The 20,310-nt window shown below is 45.7% G+C and carries 19 protein-coding genes; 2 read left to right on the forward strand and 17 right to left on the reverse strand.

Going from position 1 to position 20,310, the window contains the following annotated elements:
* Nucleotides 1-59 precede the first annotated feature (59 nt).
* The 16 genes from LIQ05_RS11395 to LIQ05_RS11470 form a co-directional block, all read right to left on the reverse strand.
* A complete protein-coding gene (locus tag LIQ05_RS11395; protein ID WP_226820702.1) occupies nucleotides 60-770 on the reverse strand; it encodes a glycosyltransferase family 2 protein in 711 nt (236 codons plus the stop codon).
* Between the two features lie 166 nt (nucleotides 771-936).
* Complete coding sequence (locus tag LIQ05_RS11400) at nucleotides 937-2,130, reverse strand: pyridoxal phosphate-dependent aminotransferase (protein ID WP_226820704.1); 1,194 nt, start codon at nucleotides 2,128-2,130, stop codon at nucleotides 937-939.
* Nucleotides 2,131-2,230: 100 nt separating this feature from the next.
* A complete protein-coding gene (locus tag LIQ05_RS11405; protein WP_226820706.1) occupies nucleotides 2,231-3,700 on the reverse strand; it encodes a sodium-dependent transporter in 1,470 nt (489 codons plus the stop codon).
* A 517-nt stretch (nucleotides 3,701-4,217) separates the two neighbouring features.
* Complete coding sequence (gene atpC / locus LIQ05_RS11410) at nucleotides 4,218-4,619, reverse strand: ATP synthase F1 subunit epsilon (RefSeq protein ID WP_226820708.1); 402 nt, start codon at nucleotides 4,617-4,619, stop codon at nucleotides 4,218-4,220.
* 12 nt (nucleotides 4,620-4,631) lie between these two features.
* Nucleotides 4,632-6,035: a F0F1 ATP synthase subunit beta gene (atpD, locus tag LIQ05_RS11415; RefSeq protein ID WP_173716854.1), complete on the reverse strand. Its 1,404-nt coding sequence runs from the start codon at nucleotides 6,033-6,035 to the stop codon at nucleotides 4,632-4,634.
* A 221-nt stretch (nucleotides 6,036-6,256) separates the two neighbouring features.
* Complete coding sequence (gene atpG / locus LIQ05_RS11420; RefSeq protein WP_226820710.1) at nucleotides 6,257-7,111, reverse strand: ATP synthase F1 subunit gamma; 855 nt, start codon at nucleotides 7,109-7,111, stop codon at nucleotides 6,257-6,259.
* Nucleotides 7,112-7,133: 22 nt separating this feature from the next.
* The gene (atpA, locus tag LIQ05_RS11425; RefSeq protein WP_226820712.1) at nucleotides 7,134-8,663 is read right to left on the reverse strand and encodes a F0F1 ATP synthase subunit alpha; all 1,530 of its coding nucleotides are present in this window, start codon (nucleotides 8,661-8,663) and stop codon (nucleotides 7,134-7,136) included.
* 15 nt (nucleotides 8,664-8,678) lie between these two features.
* Nucleotides 8,679-9,218: an ATP synthase F1 subunit delta gene (gene atpH / locus LIQ05_RS11430; RefSeq protein ID WP_226820714.1), complete on the reverse strand. Its 540-nt coding sequence runs from the start codon at nucleotides 9,216-9,218 to the stop codon at nucleotides 8,679-8,681.
* Nucleotides 9,215-9,718: a F0F1 ATP synthase subunit B gene (gene atpF / locus LIQ05_RS11435; protein WP_226820716.1), complete on the reverse strand. Its 504-nt coding sequence runs from the start codon at nucleotides 9,716-9,718 to the stop codon at nucleotides 9,215-9,217. Before atpF ends, atpH begins: the two co-directional genes overlap by 4 nt.
* Nucleotides 9,719-9,748: 30 nt before the next feature.
* Complete coding sequence (gene atpE, locus LIQ05_RS11440; protein ID WP_179962564.1) at nucleotides 9,749-10,027, reverse strand: ATP synthase F0 subunit C; 279 nt, start codon at nucleotides 10,025-10,027, stop codon at nucleotides 9,749-9,751.
* Nucleotides 10,028-10,075: 48 nt separating this feature from the next.
* Nucleotides 10,076-10,834 (reverse strand): F0F1 ATP synthase subunit A, encoded by a 759-nt coding sequence (locus LIQ05_RS11445; protein ID WP_226820718.1) that lies wholly within the window; start codon nucleotides 10,832-10,834, stop codon nucleotides 10,076-10,078.
* A 91-nt stretch (nucleotides 10,835-10,925) separates the two neighbouring features.
* Nucleotides 10,926-11,354, reverse strand: coding sequence for an ATP synthase subunit I (locus tag LIQ05_RS11450; RefSeq protein WP_226820720.1), 429 nt, complete (start codon nucleotides 11,352-11,354; stop codon nucleotides 10,926-10,928).
* 21 nt (nucleotides 11,355-11,375) lie between these two features.
* Complete coding sequence (locus LIQ05_RS11455; RefSeq protein ID WP_226820722.1) at nucleotides 11,376-11,639, reverse strand: AtpZ/AtpI family protein; 264 nt, start codon at nucleotides 11,637-11,639, stop codon at nucleotides 11,376-11,378.
* A gap of 380 nt (nucleotides 11,640-12,019) precedes the next feature.
* Nucleotides 12,020-13,120 carry a substrate-binding domain-containing protein gene (locus tag LIQ05_RS11460; protein WP_226820724.1) on the reverse strand — a complete coding sequence of 367 codons (1,101 nt, stop codon included), beginning with the start codon at nucleotides 13,118-13,120 and terminating at the stop codon, nucleotides 12,020-12,022.
* A gap of 122 nt (nucleotides 13,121-13,242) precedes the next feature.
* Entirely contained in the window at nucleotides 13,243-13,998 is a 756-nt protein-coding gene (locus LIQ05_RS11465) for an RluA family pseudouridine synthase (protein ID WP_226820726.1), read from the reverse strand.
* A 1,155-nt stretch (nucleotides 13,999-15,153) separates the two neighbouring features.
* Nucleotides 15,154-17,412 carry a hydratase gene (locus LIQ05_RS11470; protein WP_226820728.1) on the reverse strand — a complete coding sequence of 753 codons (2,259 nt, stop codon included), beginning with the start codon at nucleotides 17,410-17,412 and terminating at the stop codon, nucleotides 15,154-15,156.
* Between the two features lie 234 nt (nucleotides 17,413-17,646).
* On the opposite strand from LIQ05_RS11470, the gene LIQ05_RS11475 reads away from it, so the two are divergent.
* Nucleotides 17,647-17,913 (forward strand): hypothetical protein, encoded by a 267-nt coding sequence (locus LIQ05_RS11475; RefSeq protein ID WP_226820730.1) that lies wholly within the window; start codon nucleotides 17,647-17,649, stop codon nucleotides 17,911-17,913.
* A gap of 53 nt (nucleotides 17,914-17,966) precedes the next feature.
* Nucleotides 17,967-18,788: a transglutaminase domain-containing protein gene (locus tag LIQ05_RS11480; RefSeq protein WP_226820732.1), complete on the forward strand. Its 822-nt coding sequence runs from the start codon at nucleotides 17,967-17,969 to the stop codon at nucleotides 18,786-18,788.
* 75 nt (nucleotides 18,789-18,863) lie between these two features.
* Here the strand turns inward: LIQ05_RS11480 and LIQ05_RS11485 are convergent, their stop codons facing one another.
* Nucleotides 18,864-20,294: a SpaA isopeptide-forming pilin-related protein gene (locus tag LIQ05_RS11485; RefSeq protein WP_226820812.1), complete on the reverse strand. Its 1,431-nt coding sequence runs from the start codon at nucleotides 20,292-20,294 to the stop codon at nucleotides 18,864-18,866.
* Nucleotides 20,295-20,310: the final 16 nt, after the last annotated feature.

The following is a 20,310-nucleotide window of genomic DNA, read 5'->3' on the forward strand; positions in this document are numbered from 1 at the left end:
AAATGGAGCAGATAGATCTTTGGAAAATAAGATTTATCTGCTCTTTTTATTAAACATCTCTAAAGCTCTTTCTTCAGTTTATAAAAATCTTTTACTGCCTTCCAGCCGATTTTTACAATTTTCTTCACGTTGATGGAATTGGTTCCACCTTGTCGGGGTTTGAAGGTGATGTCAATGAATTTTACTCTTTCTTTGTAGTGAACAAAGTAGGTAGTGAACATAATGTTTGGGATGTTGAAATCTTCTGGAAGCTTGTCGATGTATTTTGCTACCAGTTCTCTCTTCATCAGGCGGTATGGCGCATTGGCGTCGGAAACCTTCACGCCGAAAATAATTCTGAGAAGGAAACATACTACGTTTTCTACGAACTTTCGAGACTTGCCGTCGCCGCGGACGGAACGGGTGCCGATTATGGCGTCGTAGCAGCCACGCTGGTTCCAGAAGGGCTCGAATTCGTCAGGGTTCGTTTGTCCATCGGAATCAGTTTGAAAAATGTAGTCTGCTTTCTGCTGGATGGCGTAGCGGTATCCATAGAGGACTGTGGGGCCGTGACCTCCGTTTGGCTTATCAATGGGCAAAAGAAGCGGTCTTGTGGCGGCGCATTTCTGTAGAAGCTCATAGGTGTTATCCTTGCTACCGTCGTTGATGATCACCAGACGGGATTTGCCCTCGTCATTGTGGCGTTCCACTACAGGATACCACTGGTCGATGGTTCTCCCGATATTTTCAGCTTCATTATAAGCTGGAATTACGATATATAAACTGGACATGACTTCCTCCATTTATTGAAATTTATTACTGTCCAAACCGAAAATTTCATCTGCCAATATCCTCTCATTCTCCCCTCAAAAATACAGTGGTATCTTCCGGAGTATGATTCTCAACAAAGATTTTCCAGTTTTCTTTCATATATCTTACTATTCTCTACTCTCAAACTCAATCTTTCAATCCAAATTCTTCTGCCAGTTTCTTAAACTGTGACAGGGAATTCACAATGGTCTCATAAGAGACACAATAAGCCAGTCTCACATATCCCGGGCAGGCGAAGGAGCTGCCTGGTACCATGAGGATGTTGTATTTCTTGCCAGCTTCGCAAAAGGCTTTCTCATCTGCTACTGGGGATTTCACGAATAAGTAAAATGCTCCCTGCGGTTTGATGCATTCGAAGCCAAGTTCTTTCAGTCCATTGTAAAGAGCCAGGCGGTTCTTGTCGTAAGCTGCCACATCTACTTCGGCGTCTACGCATTTGGCGATAACCTTCTGGATCAGGGATGGAGCGTTTACGCAGCCGATGGTGCGGTTGGCAATGGCTGCGGCTGCAATCAGCTCTTCACTCCCATCCGCTTCATCCGGGATAACCAGATATCCGATACGCTCTCCTGGAAGGGAAAGGGATTTGCTGTAGGAGTAGCCTACGATCGTGTTTGCATAGTATTTGGTCAGATATGGTACCTGGACACCATCGTAAGCCAGTTCCCGATAAGGCTCATCGGAGATCAGGTAGATCACTGTGCCGAACTCCTTCTGCTTCGCTTCCAGAATTGCAGCAAGTTTCTTGATTGTTTCTTCTGAATAAACAACTCCAGTTGGGTTATGAGGAGTATTTACAATGACAGCCCGGGTCTTTGGTGTGATTTTTTTCTCAAATTCCTCCAGGTTCGGCTGGAAGGTAGTGGTGTCTGGTGAGATTTCCACAAGGTTGCCGTCATAATTACGCACATATGCACCGTACTCCAGGAAATATGGAGCAAAAACAATTACTTCCTCCCCTGGATTCAGGATCGTCTTAAATGCCACGTTCAGTCCGCTTGCGGCACCAACTGTCATAATCAGGTTTTTCGCTGCAAAAGAAGTGCCAAATCTGCGGTTCAGGGACTCTGCAATTGTCTGGCGCACATCTTCGAAGCCTGCATTGCTCATGTAGCCATGAAGTACAGTCGGCTCTTCCTCATTTACCAGATCAATGATGGCCTGGCGCACACAGTCCGGTGCCGGAACGCTTGGATTGCCAAGGCTGAAATCAAATACATTCTCCGGTCCGTAAATGGCACGAAGGCGGTTGCCCTCCTCGAACATCATACGGATTGCAGAATTGTTTTTTACGTAAGGTTTCATTTTTTCTGCTATCATTTTATGTCACTCCTCTTTGCTTAATTTCATATCTTTTTCAACAACTTCATCTGATACTTCTGTACACTGACGAGGCCAGTAAAAATCATTATGCGCTTTCTTAACGCTTCTTCTTTTTCTTCCCAAAGATGATCCATCCCACAAAGCCCAGTACCAGCAAACTCACAATCATCCATACTGCCAGCACAGCCGGTCCTTTCGGGCTGAACATATCATAATAGCCTTTCAGATAAATCACAACTACAATCGCCGGAATCACGTATAACATGTATTTCTGCACATTTGCAGGGAATTTCAGTCCTTTTCCAGTGTCAGCCTCTTTAATAAAGTTCTTCCAGCCCCAGCCATACTTTGATACGCAGAACATTACAAATACTACGGATCCAAGTGGAAGGATGTTATTGGACACAATGAAGTCCTCCAGATCCATAATATTGGTTCCTGCACCAAGTGGCTGAATGTCAGACAGCACATTGAAGCCCAGAACTGCAGGCAGGGAAAGAAGGATCATTGCCACCATATTTACTGCAACAGCTTTTCCACGACTCCAGCCTTTCCGGTCCATGGAATAAGACAAAATATTCTCAAACACCGCGATTACGGTAGACAGGGAAGCAAAGGACATAAACATAAAAAACAATGCGCCCCATAATCTTCCACCTGCCATCTGATTAAATACATTTGGCAAAGTAATAAATACAAGTCCCGGGCCAGCCCCTGGCTCTACGCCAAATGCAAAGCATGCCGGAATAATGATCAGTCCCGCCATCAGTGCCACAAAGGTATCCAGCACTGTAATGTGAATGGATTCTCCAAGAAGGGATCTGTCCTTTCCAAGGTAGCTTCCAAAAATCGTCATGGAACCGGCACCAATACTCAGCGTAAAGAATGCCTGAGACAAAGCGCCGAAGATCACATTTCCGATTCCAATTTCTTTCATAGAGGTGAAATCCGGTACCAGATAAAACTTCACGCCCTCCATTGCCCCGTCAAGTGTAAGGGAATGGATAGCCAGAACTGCAATAAGTGCCAGGAGGCACATCATCATTACTTTTGTAATTTTCTCCAGGCCACGCTGCACGCCTAAGGAGCACACACCAAAGGATAAAACAACTACAATAACCATCCATAAGGTCATTGTACCAGCGGATCCCTGAAGTCCTGTAAAATAGTCTGCCACCTGTGTGGAGTCTTTCCCAGCCAGCCTGCCTGCTGCCATGGCGTAACAATAATAAAGCATCCATCCAGCTACCATGGTATAAAACATCATCAGCACATAGTTGGAAACCATGCTCATGTAGCTGAAATTGTGGAAGTTTGCCCCCTCTGGCTCCAGGTAGTGAAACGCCCTTGCCGTACTTTTACGGCTTGCACGTCCTACTGTAAATTCACATACCAGAACCGGCAGTCCCAACAACACCAAAAATACCAGATAAATCAGAATAAATGCCGCTCCGCCGTATTTTCCCGCCATATACGGAAACTTCCATACATTTCCAAGTCCAATGGCGCATCCTGCGGAAACCAGGATAAATCCCAGCCGCGATCCAAATGTTTCTCTTTCTTTCAAATCGTCCCCCTTATTTGCTTTTTCATTTTATAGTGCCTGGCTGCTGCTTTAGTTTCTATTTACCTTGTACTCAATAATCATTTTATAGAATATTCCCTGTGAACAGAAACCATTTTTAATCACATTCACGCTCTACTTTCCAGGTCTTATTTTGTTGGAAAGTAAGAAAAGGACCGGTTCACTCCAGCCCTTTTTTCACATTTTTCCGACACCTTATTGTAACGCCCCCACACTTTTATGTCAACGCTTTTATGTGATGGGAATTTGACGTTTTAAAGTCGAAAATCCACACTATTTGGCAGGAACTCCGTACTGCCGCTGGACAAAATGACACCGCAGATATGTCCCTGGAAGAAATCAATAAACCTTTTACGTGTTAATACCTTTAACCGTGATTTGTTTCCCCGACTTAAATTTAGTTTTCAGTTACATTTGCCCGCACTTTTCATATGGCTATAAAAAGGACAGTCTCCCCTTTCATACTTTTCAGGTATAACTGTCCTTTTTCCTTCATTTCTTAACTTTTCACACTAAGTCTCACCAGTGCCCTCTGCAGCTTGGCTTCCACGATCTTGTATTCCTTATCGGAAAGGCCACCCTGGGCCAGTTTTTCCTTGGCACGGTCCTTGGCTCTGCCGGCGCGGTCGGCGTCAATGTCTTCCTTCCATTCCCAGGTGGTTGCAAGAAGGCTGCAATTGCCGTCCATCACGGTGAGCATACCGCCGATACATGCTGCGCTACGGCTGGTGCCATCCTCCAGTATCACATGGGCCTCGCCCATTCCAAGAGCGGTACAGAAATTGCAGTGTCCTGCCAGGATTGCCAGATCACCGGTAATGCTGCGGCACACAATGCGCTGCACCTCTCCCTCAAAAAGCAGGCCGTCGGGGGTACCGATTCTAAGGGGAAATGTCCTCATAGGCAGCCTCCTTTACTGATTCTGGTTATTTTTTGCTTTCTCAAATACGTCGTCAATGGTTCCCGCAAACAGGAAGCAGCTCTCTGGAATGCTGTCGCACTCGCCATCCAGGATCATCTTGAATCCACGGAGAGTCTCTTTCAGCGGAACATACTGTCCCGGCATACCGGTAAACTGCTCTGCAACAGAGAAGCTCTGTGACAGGAAGCGCTGCACCTTACGTGCACGGCTTACCGTCAGCTTATCCTCTTCTGAAAGCTCATCCATACCCATAATTGCAATAATATCCTGCAGTTCTTTATAACGCTGCAGAACTCTCTGTACTGCACGTGCGATTTCATAATGCTCCTGTCCAACTACCTCCGGGGAAAGGATACGGCTGGTGGAATCAAGAGGGTCCACTGCCGGATAAATACCCTGGCTGGCGATCTCACGGGAAAGTACGGTGGTCGCATCCAGATGGGTAAATGTGGTAGCCGGAGCCGGGTCTGTAAGGTCATCGGCAGGTACATAAACAGCCTGTACAGATGTGATGGAACCCTTTCTGGTAGAAGTGATACGCTCCTGAAGGGCACCCATCTCGGTCGCCAGTGTAGGCTGATAACCTACCGCAGAAGGCATACGTCCAAGAAGCGCGGAAACCTCTGAACCAGCCTGTGTAAAACGGAAAATATTATCAATGAAAAGAAGCACATCCTGATTCTTTACATCACGGAAATACTCTGCCATGGTCAGCCCGGAAAGACCAACCCGCATACGTGCTCCCGGCGGCTCGTTCATCTGGCCATAAACCAGAGCCGTCTTGTCGATAACGCCGCTCTCCTTCATCTCATTATAAAGGTCATTTCCCTCACGGGTACGCTCTCCAACACCTGTGAAGACAGAAAGTCCGCCATGTGCTGTAGCAACGTTGTGGATCAGCTCCATGATAAGAACTGTTTTACCAACACCAGCACCTCCGAACAGACCGATCTTACCTCCCTTTGCATAAGGGCAGATCAGGTCTACGACCTTGATACCAGTCTCCAGAATCTCGGTAGCTGGCATCTGCTCCTCATAGGATGGTGCCGGACGGTGGATCGCCCAGTGCTCCTTGGTCTCTGGTGCTGGAAGATTATCTACCGGATCACCCAGAAGGTTAAATACTCGTCCCAGGCACTCTTCTCCAACCGGAACCTTGATAGGTTCCCCGGTATCTACAGCCTTGGTGCCCCTTACCAGACCATCGGTGGAATTCATGGCGATACAGCGTACCGTATTATCCCCGATCTGCTGGGCAACCTCTGCTGTGAGCCGGGTGCCTTCATGATCAATTTCGATGGCATTGAGAAGTGCCGGCAGCTCATCATGGCCAAACCGGATATCCAGTACCGGTCCGATTACCTGCACCACCTCGCCAATGTGTTTTTCGCTCATTTAGCAGTCTCCTTATAGATTGAAGGCTTCTATCCTTCATAATCATCATTATTTCTGTAACTGACTCTCTGAAAAATCCATATAGTGATATTTCGTTATTTTTTCACTATATCTCACTTTTTCTCCAGCCAGAACGCGGATGAATATTCTATAAATACAAAATATCAACTAATATTGTAAGTGCTGTCTCTTTCGTGGCAGCAATATATTTTGCACCTATCTTATACTCCCTCCGCACCTCCAACAATCTCTGTGATCTCCTGCGTGATGCTTGCCTGACGTGCCCGGTTGTAATGCAGATTCAGCTTCTCAATCATTTCCTCAGCATTATTGGTAGCAGCCTCCATGGCGGTACGTCTTGCTGCCAGCTCGCTGGCCACACTTTCGCACACAGCACCATAGATCAGCCCTGCCAGATACTCCGGAACAATGGCTTCAAATACCTCAGATGCATCCGGCTCATACAGGATCAGGTTCCGGATGCTCTTTATATCCTGCTCCTTGGTCAGGTCATTTAAAGGCAGCACCGGAATTGCCGATGGCTGCTGGGAAAGCATGGAAACAAATCTGGTATAACACAGATCAATGTGTCCGAACTCCCCTTTCTTAAATTCCCCGCAGAGCAGATTCGCCATCTCAAAGCAGTCTGCCACGGAAATATCAGCGATCTCGCCAAAGCTCTCCGTAACACAGGCAAATCCATTTCGCTTCGAATACTCCACAGCCTTTTTCCCAATGGGAAGGACAAGAAAATCCTGTCCAGATGAGGCTGCTTCCAGACATTTAAACAGGTTGGTGTTATATCCGCCAGCCAGGCCACGGTCACCAGCAATCAGCACGTAGCAGCGCTTTTCATTCTGGGATTCTCTTGCATAGACAGAGGAAAAATCTGTATTCCCCTGTGCAATATCCGCCAGAGTCTGATGCATGGTCTCAAAATACGGCCGGCAGACTTCAGCCCTTTCTTTTGCTTTACGCAGTTTGGAGGATGCTACAAGTTCCATTGCCTTGGTAATCTGCATGGTGCTCTGCACACTTTTGATACGCAGCTTTACCGCTTTCATGTTTGCAGCCATAAAAAGTCCTCCTTGTCACAATTTATTTCTCAGGTCTTGTATTCACAAAATTCTCAGTATACTGTTCCAGCGCACTCTTAAGCCTGCCTTCTGTCTCCACAGATAACGCGCCTGTGGAGCGGATTTCCTGCATAGCAGCAGCGCCCTGTGCATCGCTGTCCAGCCAGGTATAAAGACCGGCCTCATAGCTTCTTACATCATCTATGGCTACCCTGGAAAGAATTCCCTTGGTTACCGCATAAAGGATCGCTACCTGCTTCTCAACTGGTACCGGTGCATTCTGGTTCTGTTTCAGAACCTCCACAATACGGGCACCCTGCTCCAGTCTGGCCTTGGTATCTGCATCCAGATCAGATCCAAACTGGGCAAAGCTCTGCAGCTCCCGATACTGGGAATAAATCAGCTTCAAAGTACCGGCAACCTTCTTCATTGCCTTGATCTGTGCATTTCCACCAACTCGGGATACGGAAATACCAGGGTTTACAGCCGGCATAACGCCGGAATGGAACAGCTCTGTCTCCAGAAAGATCTGTCCGTCTGTAATAGAAATAACGTTTGTCGGAATATATGCGGAAACGTCTCCTGCCTGTGTCTCGATGATCGGAAGCGCAGTCAGGGAACCACCTCCATGTGCCTCGTCCAGTCTGGCCGCACGCTCCAGAAGTCTGGAATGGAGATAAAAAACATCTCCAGGATATGCCTCACGTCCCGGTGGACGGCGGATCAGCAGGGAAAGTGCACGGTAAGCAACTGCATGCTTACTTAAATCATCGTAAATGATAAGCACGTCTTTCCCCTTATACATAAAATATTCACCCATTGCACATCCGGAATATGGTGCAATGTACTGCAGAGGGCTGGCCTCAGATGCGGTAGCCGCTACAACAATGGTGTAATCCATAGCGCCGTTTCTGGTAAGTGTCTCAACCAAGGAAGATACGGTAGAACGTTTCTGTCCGATCGCTACGTAAATACAGATCACGTCCTTACCCTTCTGGTTGATAATGGTGTCTGCTGCCAGAGTAGTCTTACCAGTCTGACGGTCACCGATGATCAGCTCTCGCTGTCCCCTTCCAATAGGAACCATGGAATCAATTGCCTTAATACCGGTCTGCAGGGGCTGGTTAACGCCCTGTCTCTCGCAGATACCTGGTGCCGGGCTCTCAATTGCCCTGTATTCACTTGTCACTACAGGTCCTGCACCGTCAATAGGCTGTCCCAGGGCATTTACAACTCGCCCGATCATAGCCTCTCCAACCGGAACGGATACAACCTTTCCGGTGCGCTTTACGGTCTGACCTTCGCCAATGCCGGAATCATCACCAAATAATACGATAGATACGCTGTTCTCTTCCAGGTTCTGTGCCATTCCGAAGCTTCCGTCCTCAAATTCAAGAAGCTCGCCTGCCATACAGTTGATAAGGCCGCTGGCTCTGGCAATACCATCACCAACCATGAGAACCGTACCGGTCTCATTCTGTTTGATGGCGTTATCGTAATATTTGATCTGACTGCGGATGACTTTTGAAATTTCTTCAGGTTTAAGCTGCATTTTCTCTATCCATCCTTATACTATAAGCTCGTTTAATTTCCTGGAAAGGCCATCCAGACGACTCTTTACCGTACCGTCCAGCTGTCTGCCCTCCAGTTCCACTTTAAGACCTGCAAGCACCGTCGGATCTGTCTTCTGGGTCAGAGTAACGGTCTTGCCGCTAATCTTCTCCAGCTTGTCCTTAAGCGCTGCCATCTGCTCCTCTGTCAGTGCAACCGCGCTGGTCACCACTGCCGTAGCAATATTATGGTCCACATTGTACCGCCGTGTAAATTCCTCGCAGCACCCGGAATACTCTCCCAGGATCCCGCGCTCACACAGCAGCTTCAGAAAATTCACCAGATACCGTTCTGCTTCTGTTCCAAATGCAGTATCAAGAAGCTTTTTCCTCTCTTCCTTGGGAATAGAGGGCTCTGACAACAATTTCACATAATCGGGATTTTCCCGGAAAAGCTGCCGGATGGTCTGCATCTGCTCCAACACAGTGTCGGTAAGCTGTTCTTCGGCAGCAAGGTCATACATGCTGCCGCCATATAATCTGGCAATCTGCGTCATGATGCCTCACCTACATTCGAAATAAACTCGTCGATCAGTTTCGCGTGATCCTCTTCCTTGATCTCACGCTCGATCACCTTGCCGGCAATCTCCATTGCCATGCCGCCGATCTCATTTTTCACTTCATTGACAGCTTTGCGTTTCTCCTGTGCAATGTCGCTCTCAGCCTTCTCTTTCATAGCGCTGGCTTCCTGGGCTGCACTCTTCAGGATCTCCTCACTCTGGAGGGAAGCTGTCTTCTGTGCCTCTGTGACAATATCGCTGGCCTTCGCCTTGGCCTGCTGCATATTCTGTTCATACTCTGTCTTCATGGCAAGCGCCTCTTCCTTGGCCTTTGTGGCATCCTGGATCTCGGCATCTGCCATTGCTCTTCTCTTCTGGAGCATTTCATTGACAGGCTTGAACAAAAATCTTTTTATCAGATACATCTGGAGAAAAAGGTTGCAGATCTGTGCGACAAACGTCCACGGCACAATTCCTACAAGTTCCTGTACCTGCATGTTCTAACCTCCTGTTGTACTTGTCCTTAATTATCCAAGGAATTTCATGAAGGTACCAGGTGCAACGAAGATCAGAAGCAGACCGGTTACAAAACCGTAAATACCGGTGGTCTCTGCGATAGCACAACCAAGAAGCATGGTAGATGTTACATCACCTTTGCACTCCGGCTGACGTCCGATTGCTTCCAGAGCTTTCGCAACTGCGTTACCTTCTCCAATACCAGGTCCGATACCTGCGATCAGTGCAAGACCAGCACCAATTGCACAACCAGCCAGTGCGATACCTTTTGCCAATACTGTAAAATCCATAATCAAATCCTCCTGTTATTTATGATTTCTTTTGCTTTAAATACGTACTTACTCTTCTGCGGCATTCGCTATATACATGACAGTCAGCATACAGAAAATAAATGCCTGCATGATTCCGGAGAACCAGTCAAAATATACTGACATGATTGCCGGAATACCAACATCCAGGAACGGGATCTTCGATAATACATCACCTACAATACCTGGAATCAGTCCGAACAGCTTGGAGCTTGCCAGCGCCAGTGCTGCATAGATCAGACCATTGATAACTACACCGGAAAGGATATTTCCGAAATGACGGCATGCCATACTGATCGGTGTCGCGATCTCAGAAAGAATGTTAAACGGCGTCATAATGGGAATTGGAGTTGTAAATCCCTTCATATATCCGCCGAAACCATTTGTCTTGATCTTCTGCGCCGTGATCATGGTAAATACCACGATTGCCCATGCAGCTTCTGTAGAAAGGTCTGCTGTAGGGCTCCGGAGTCCCACAAGACTGATCAGGTTGGATACCACACTGGTAGCAAAAAGTGCTGCCACAAAAGGAATCATATACCTGAATTTCTCACCCATATTGCCAATCACAAACTTATTGGCTGTCTCCACCAGAAGCTCGGCCACTGCCTGTCTCCTGGATATCTTTTCCACCTTCAGATCATGTGTCAGCCAGATACATAAGCCTGTGATCAAAAGCATGACCAGCCAGCTTACCACCAGCGTCTCCGTGATCTGGAATTTCCCCAGGACCGGTACTTCAAAGGGAAACGTATAGAATATCCTGCCACCGGTTATTTCTATGTCCATGTACTCTCACCTCCTGTCATTTTAAATTTTTCACATCGCAGCCACTTGACATTTCAACGAATGCTCCATGCCAAATAGTTGCCATATATCATTATGACGCAGCCTTCTTTCCCCCAAGAATCCCCACCGTCTTGATCACAATGTTTGGGAAAAGCAATGGAAGAAGTCCTGCTGCAAACTGAAAACAGGGAACTGCAATTGCCAGAATGCCCCAGAGGATCTGAAATGTCATTCGCTGGGTATAACTGGTCTTCATCTTCGCCGCAGCCTGTTTGTCATCCTCCATGGATACTACCTTCTGAACGGTCAGTCCCATAAGGAAAAAGTTCAGTACTGCTACCACCCCGCCTATAAATCCGGCAAGGATCACTGTATAATCAAATGGAATCTGCTCCGGCGCTGCCAGATGCCCAATTCCAAATACAGCCCACATTAAAATTACGCATACAAATGTACCAATGGCAACCTTCTTCGTCTCTTTCTTCACAGCTGGCTGCACATCTGCAAACATTCTGCCCATAAAAAACTCCCTTCTGTTACTCTAATGATGTCTGTTAAATGAAACTTTATTCTTTTTTTTCTCTTTTTTCTGATGGCCGGTTACGGAGAGGTATAGCTTATAGGCTACAGTAAAGGAACCTCCCAGTCCGAAAAAAAAGCCGGGAATGAAAATCCATGCTCCTATGCCCAGATTCGTACTCATCCACCAGCAGATCAGCAGGCATAAAAGCAGAGGAGTAATAAAGGATAAGCTAAATTGACTAAGCAAAGTCATATTCTTGATGATATCTCCCCATTTTTTCATAAAAATCTCCTATCTCAAGTCTCATTTTATAGACAGATTTTAACACAATCCTGTTTGGATAGCAACTTTTTTGTGCATATTATTTAAAAACCGACTTCTATTTTATAGCATATCGTCAATTTTTTCACACTTCAAAAAAGTAATTATATGCTAACAAATTCCTGTTAGTTTGTCGTTATACAATTGTTAAGCATTGACTAAAATTCAGACACCCACTGCCAATTTGTCTATAATATATCAAAAAAACTGCCTTGTATCAGCATTCCCATTCTCTGGTAAATCATGCTATACAAAGCAGTTTCTCTTTCGTAAATTAATTATAAACTTCTTTCGTAACCTTTCTGTTTCCTGTACCGGTCCCCAATTTTCCCCTTGTAAAATCAATTCGCATACAAATATGCACTATAAGCCGGATTGTCAATCACAGATCCATCGATCCATGCCGGATCGATCCGCACATTTCTGGTAATCTCCACACTCTTCTTCGGGGCTGTGGTCGTAAGTGCTGTCCAGATTGTCTGATAGCCCATGGCATAAGGCTGCTGGGAAACCACACCTACCTCTTTATTATTGCGGATGGCATCCTGCTGCTTCGCCGTAGCATCAACCCCAACCATCACAGCCGGATCCTTCGTCTCATCTTTTTCCATATCCAGATACATGTCTGATATATCTGCATTGGTACAGAATACGCCGTCTAACTGTGGATTCTTATCCAGAACCTCCTGCATGGCAGCGGTCATATCATCCACCTGATCCTGGTAGATCACATCCACAACCTCGATATCCGGATAATTGGCAATATAATCAGTAAAGCCAGACACACGCTCCTGAATGCTCTGCGTTTTCTCCTGAGCGGAAAATACGGCAACCTTTCCCATTTTTCCAATGGAGACTGCCAGTCTGTACGCTGCGATCTCGCCTACACGGGTATTATCGGTACCGCGGAAGGCCCGGATCATCTTGCTGTCACTGACGCCGGAATCAAATGCCACAACCGGGATTCCATTCTCCTTGGCTGCCTCCAGCTGTGCCTGAAGGGAATCCATATCGCTTGCAGAAATGCAAAGGACATCCGGATTCTCTGCAATTACCGCATCCAGAGTATTCACCTGACTCTCCACATCCTTCTCATCACTGGCTCCCTCAAAGGTCATAGTCACCTGGTCATCCTTCTGGAAACCATAAGCCTCATTTACATCTGCGATGGCCTGCTCCATGCCCTTTTTTACCAGGCTCCAGAACTCACCGCTTGTGCTCTTGCTGACAACTGCCACACGGGCTCCTGCCTGGATCTCTACATTTGTATCAATCTCCGGAATCACAGGATCCGTCTCTTCCTGAACTTCCTCTGTGGATTCTTCCGTCTGCCCATCGGTTACCAGCGGGGCAATTACTTCCTGTACCTCTTCCTTCTTACACCCGGTCAAAGTGCATAATGCAGCCAGAAGAACAGCAGGTATCACTGCTACTTTTTTCATTTTATTCACTCCTCATCTGAATGTTGAATGGTAATTGTCCAGTATCTTTCTAATCTTCTTTCTAATCTTGCTTCTACATTATACACGTTTTCCGTTCCACGTCTATAGTTTTTTTGAGTTTTTCACATTTGAAATTCTGCAAATCCACTGCCTTCCGGCTTCGTCTCAAATTTCATTATCCGGCCCGTCACAGGATGGGAAAAAGTAAGGCTTGCAGCACACAGCGCCAGACTTCCGCTTCCAATTGTCACATTCGTTCCGGTGCCATATTTCCGGTCGCCTGCCAGAGGTATTCCGGCATGTGCCATCTGCACCCGGATCTGGTGGTGGCGGCCTGTGTCCAGATGGATCCGGAGCAGCCATTTTTTCTTTCCCGAAATTTTATCCACAGCCTCCCCAAGAACCTTGTAGGAAAGTCTGGCTTTCTTCGCACCTGTGATTCCTGCATTTACAACTGCGGAGGTGTTCGTTCTGCCATCCTTTTTCAGGTAATCTTCCAAAACAACCGATTTACTTTTGTCTCCATCATGCCCGGCCTCTGTTTCCCATGCCCTTGTATCCGGCTGCCCATAGGTCACCGCCAGATAAATTTTCTCCATCTTTCCATTTGTGATCTGGGTGTTTAATCCTTTCGCCGCCTTCGGCGTCTTTGCAAATACCAGAACCCCTTCCACCGGCTGGTCCAGCCTGTGGATTACTGCCAGATACGGCATCTTTCCCTCATCTCCAGCCCTTATTGCCAGATAATTCTTCAGACTGCTCTCCAGATCCATGGCTCCGATCCTGGCATTCTGCACGGCTATTCCCGCCGGTTTGCGGCAAACAATAATCTCTTTATCTTCGAAAAGGATGTAATCCTCTATTTTTCCACTGAACATTCTTTTTATCCTTCCATTGATTCACTTACATGCATTTCTTTGCCTCATTATAGCGGAACCCTCTCCGTTTTACAAGCATTTCCCTCTGTCAGGGCCACCTTCCTTCACAACCCAAGAAAAGGACGGTCATCATTTTACTTCTGTTTCAAATGATGACCGTCCTAAAATTCTTCAGTATTCAATGGTCTTTTCCTCGTTTTTCAAATTGATTTACAATTTAATATTTACGTGGTCTTTATTCAGTTGTTCTATATTTAGTTGTTCTTTTATTTAAAATATCTTGACTTATTTCCTGCTCATAAACGATATGATGTTTATCATTCGGTTTATTTAGAAGTTTGATAGATTGAAATTATAATTTCACGGGTTATAATTTCGTTTGCAGAAATACCGGATACACTTCTTAAGCTCTGAATCATTATTATAAACAATTTCAAACTTAAATAGGTTAAATCCAAAACCACTTACTGGTTCATATGCTCTCTCATATGTATTATACGAAAAAAGTCTGAGCGGAAGTTCCAGATATATTTCTGACTGGAATATCAAATGTGATATTCTTCTAATGCAAAGCTTCGATTCATATTCTAAAAATTCAATATGGATCTCAAAATATCGTTCTTATCTGTGATAAGGGTTATATTCTCTGGAGAAATGTTTCTTTACACAAGTTCCAGATCTTTGTATTAGTGGTGGACAGATATTCAATATAAGTGATCGCTTCTATTCACCTTTGACACGTTTCTAAGTATCAGCTGAATCAAGTGATACTAAATTTTCTATTTACACGGTTCTCGTATCAGGTCTTCTTGCAGGAAATGCGATCCCTGTCTCTCTTATATTGATTAGAAAAATTTTATGTTCCCATTGGAATCACGAAGCTCCTTTCTTTATGAGGGTGTTTTTGTTTTTCTCTTGTTTTCTTTTGATGTGTTTATATTACCATCTCTCTTTTAATTTGTCAATGCTTTTTCGCATATTTTTTCATTTATTTCTGTTTTATTTTATTATTTTATGTTGTATTTCTGTGTATTTTATCAATTATTATGATTATTCAGAATATTTATAGGATAACGTCTTACAGAAATCACCCGTCTTCCATGCAAAAAACAGGCCACTCTCTCCGAAGAAAAAATGACCTGCCTCATAGCATCTCTATTTTCTATTGTAATTGATCAGACAGCCCTTCAGAATAATTTCTCTCTCATCATCTGTCAGCTCCCCAAGTGTAACTGTGAACGGTACCAGTCCGCTCTCTTTCACTACATAGCCTGTAATATTTTCTGTTTTTTCCTCAACAGCCTTGCGGATTTCCGGGAAAAACAGGTAGTCACCGTTTGCAAACGGAAGGTCGCCAGCCGGGATCAGGAATGGAAGCATTCCCCAGTTGATCAGGTTGGAGCGGTAACGCTTGGTAGCATATTCGTTGGCAATGTTTGCCCAGCCGCCCAGTACCTTCTGACAGGAAGCAGCCTGCTCACGGGCGGAACCATCACCTGGCTTCACAGCGAAAATGGTACTTCCTACTCCAAGGTTTCCTTTGCCAACCTCCGGATAATCCTTATGAACGATTTCCATAACCGGCTTCAGCTCCGGAACTGCCTCAACCGGACATTCGCCGTTTTCGATGGCATGCTCTGCCTTCTGGATCTCTTTCGCACGTCCTACATAAGCCGGATCCTTTCTGGAAAGGGTAAATTCAGCCAGTCCAAGAGGATTGGAACGGTAGGAAGAAGTCTCACCAGACGGGATCAGCTCATCTGTGGTGGTTACCGGATCGTGGATCTCGGATACAACCTTCAGTACCAGATTCTCTGCAAGTGCAGGCATCTTCGGCCAGTCCTTAATGTTCGGTCCAAACTGGATCTCCACAGACGGATCTGCCACACCCTTGCTGTCAAATACACGGTTGTCATAAATTGTCTTGTCAAAGAAGTATTTCTGGCCTCTGTACTCACCTGTAAAGTTCTCTGCTGAGGTAAGGAAGCCTTTGTTCGCAGCTGTAGCTGCGATAGAACGGGCATCCATAAGTGCAACGGAAGAAATCTGGCCGTTCTGGATCTTGGAGCCTTCACGGTTCGGGAAGTTTCTGGTAGTATGACGGATACTGAAGGCATTGTTTGCCGGAGTATCACCAGCACCGAAGCATGGTCCGCAGAACGCAGTTTTCACAACCGCACCTGTCTCAAGAAGATCTGCCAGAACACCGTTCTTAGCCAGTTCCATATAAATCGGCGTACTTGCCGGATATACACTTAAGGTAAAAGCATCTGCACCAATGCTGCTGCCGCGGAGAATATCAGCAGCTGCACAGATATTTTCAAATCCGCCGCCAGCACAGCCTGCGATGATTCCCTGATCCACATAAAGCCTGCCATCTACCACCTTATTGCGAAGGGTATATGGAATCTTTCCGTCCAGACTTATCTGCGCTCTTTTTTCAACATCGGCAAGAATATCATCCAGATTTGCATTTACTTCATCAATGGTATAGGTATTGCTTGGATGGAACGGCATGGCGATCATTGGCTTGATCTCACCAAGGTCGATCTCCACACAGCCATCATAGTAAGCTACGTCGCCTGGCTTCAGTTCTTTGTAGCTTCCGGCTCTTCCATGGATCTCATAGAACTCCCGGATCTTCTCATCTGTCTGCCAGATAGAGGAAAGGCAGGTGGTCTCAGTGGTCATAACGTCAATGCCGATACGGAAATCAGCGCTTAAGTTTGCCACACCAGGTCCTACAAACTCCATTACTTTATTCTTCACATAGCCATTTGCAAATACTTTTCCAATAATTGCAAGGGCAACGTCCTGAGGTCCTACGCCTGGGCGAGGAGTGCCTTTCAGATAAATGGCAACAACACCTGGCATATTAATGTCATAGGTCTGGGAAAGAAGCTGCTTCACAAGCTCCGGTCCTCCCTCACCCATAGCCATGGTTCCAAGTGCACCATAACGGGTATGGCTGTCTGAACCAAGGATCATCTTGCCGCATTCTGCCAGCATTTCACGGGCAAACTGATGGATAACGGCCTGATGAGGCGGAACATAGACACCGCCATATTTCTTCGCACAGGTAAGGCCAAACATGTGGTCATCCTCATTGATGGTTCCGCCTACTGCGCAAAGGGAGTTATGGCAGTTCGTCAGAACATAAGGTACCGGAAAGCGCTCCAGCCCTGATGCGCGGGCAGTCTGAATAATTCCAACAAAGGTAATATCATGAGATGTCAATTTATCAAATTTAATCTGAAGCTTGTCCATATTACCGGAAGTATTATGAGCTTTCAAAATAGAATAGGCAATGGTATTTCCCGCTGCTTCTTCCTTTGAAACAGGGAGCTGCGCTTCCTCTGCCGGAATAATCGTCTTTCCGTTCTGCAGATACACGCCGGTATCATATAATTTCATAATAAAAATCCTCCTCATTTGGATGTAATTAGTGGGTGACAAATATTACCGTTAATTATAGTAGATTTCCGCGCAAGAATCAAGCTAAAACACTTTAGCGTGCTAAAAAGTATTTTTGCTGTATTTTATAAAAAAATAGTCTGAAATTTCGCCCCACTTTCCTGTTGCAACTTTTCCCAAACAGTGTTAAGGTAAAAGTCACGAATTTCCAAAATGATGGGGAGGTGTTCGAAAATGTTTCGTCTTTGGGGCCGAATCTGGAAAAATAACCATATGTTAAAAGATACCGTGATCTGTGATGACCGCCAGGATACCCGAACCCATAAGGTTTTCCACTGTCTGGAGCAGATCTGCTACGAACTGGATCTTGGAAATCCCATCTGGCTTGATACCACAGTCCGGGATTTCAAGAAGCACAGCAAGGCACGGTTTTATCAGGATAATTTTATAGAAGAGATCGATTTCGATTATTTGGAAATACAGGTGATCGAGGAAGATTGAGTATAATATGGGTAGCTTTAAGTTATCAGCTTATTTTTATGGAGGCGATTTATATGAAAAAGAAAAAAACACTTATCCTGCTCTTCACGACTGCCGTACTTACACTGACACCCACATCTGCATTTGCAGCTGAAACGGCAGTCTCACAGACCACACAAGTGGTTACCACCGCACCTGCAGCCCCTACTCCCGCACCTAAGAAACAGGGCTGGGAAACAATAAAAGGCGGCAAAAAAAGATATTACAAAGACGGCAAGCGTCTTACCGGTTTCCAGAAAATTGGGAAAAACTATTTTTATTTCAATGCCAATGGAACCATGCTAAAGAACAAAACCGTAAAACGTGGGACCAAAAACTTCACCTACTTTATCGATAAAAAAGGACACGTGATCGGTAAGAAAAAGGGTTCCACTTACTACAATGCCAATGGAAAGAAGATGTCCCAGGCACAGATTGCAGACCTTCGTTCCAAGCAGATTGTTGCCGAGATCACCAATTCCCGCATGTCCAAATCCCAGAAGCTTCGTACCTGTTTTAACTGGGTAATGAAGAAATACTATTACACCTGGCGGCGCTTTGACCAGGGCGGCAAGAACTGGCCGGCAGTCAATGCCAACGACCATTTTCTCCGCGGAAGAGGCGACTGTATCGCAGATGCCTCTGCATTTGCTTACTTAGCCAAGGCAATCGGCTATAAGAAGGTTTATGTTTGTGCAGACGCCAAGCAAAGCGACAACAACGCCCATGCATGGGCAGAGATCAACGGCTACGTTTATGATCCTCTTTTTGCAGAAGCCAAAAGCTACAGCAGATATTACGGTGTTCCAAGAAGATCCTACGAGCTCTCAGCAGTTCTCAGATACAGACTTTCCTGATTTCCACAGCTGAGCTTCTATAAGCCAGGAGGCAGAACCCTTCACATCCGGGTTCTGCCTCTTATTTTTATTTCTTTAATCCTTTTTATTTTTCTTTTTTGCCAGCACCACTGCCGCAACCACTGCGCACGCAGCCAGAACAAGCAATGTCACATAAAGACCGATTGGAGTATCGTCTCCCGTCTTTACATACGTACTGGTTGTGTGGGAATCATCGGATTCTCCAGGGGTTTCTGTAATATCCCCAGCCGGAGTAACGGTCGGTGTCACATCCTCAAACTCGTTGGTGATGACCACTTCCGCTCTATTATTTTCATAATTCAGAACCACGTCGCCATCCTTAACTGTATAAGTAAAGGTAAGGTCGCTGCTCTCATCCAGCGGAACACCATTTTTATCCGTCTCCGTTACGTAATACTTCACAACAGCATCCTTGGAATCACCGATCATAACCGGAACTTCAACTGTCACGCTGCTGTTTCCATCCATAGCCAGCTCATACACGTTATTTTCAAACAAATTAGTATGCTCAGGATCTGTGAAAATTCCTACATAGAAGGTATCCTTGGAATCTGCAGCCTCACCGTTCTTCAGTACATTCTTAGTGACCGCGATCACACCCTGATAGTAGTATCCTTCCGGAAGCTCGTAGAACAGGTTGTTAAAGTGATAATCCTTTGCAGGAGCCTTTCTCGTGATCTGAACCTCCTGGCCATCCGGGTAAACTGGTGTATAGCTGTAAATATTCTTATAAATATCTGCATCTATTACAGTGCCATATTCATCTGTCTCCGCCACATAATACTGGGTGCCAGGATTCAGATCCTCAAAAGTAGTACTGGAAGAAGAAACACCCTTAAAAGTGATCGGGGAAACTGCTGAAACTCTTGTGGTCAGCTGCTGGTCAGCAAAAAGCGCTACATAGAACACCCCATCCTCTGCCATCAGATCTTTATACTCTTCATCATACAGATTCTTGGTTACCGTGATTACACCGCTGGCAGTCTTCTCTTTTTCATCCACCATGGTAACTGTGTTCACTGCATCTGGCTCATTGCTTACCGAAAACTTCACATCACGGGCAACGGTAAAGCCTTCTGGCGGCTCCAGCTCTGACAGGTAATAATCACCGGCCGGGATTCCTTTCAGAATGTATGGTTCCGCTCCGCTGGTAAATACGTATTTCGCATTCCCATTCCCGTCCATAATAACCTTTCCGTCTGCATCCTTCACAACGAATTTTGCACCGAAAACATAATTTCCCTCTTCATCCACCTTATTTACACTGGTTGAAATCCTTGTGTTTATAACCGTCACGTCTGCAACCCTGCCAGATGCAGCCTCATAAATACCATCCAGCTCCTTCACCTGTCCTGCTGCCTCAATAGAAAATTCATAAGGCACAGAGGAAGGAATATAACCGTCCGGAGTCTTTGTCTCGATCACACGGTAGCTGCCTTTGGGCATATCCGTGATCACAATCTGACCATTGGCATCAGATACCAGATTTGCGGAAAAGTTT

Source organism: Blautia glucerasea (assembly GCF_020537505.1).
Lineage (GTDB): Bacteria > Bacillota > Clostridia > Lachnospirales > Lachnospiraceae > Blautia_A.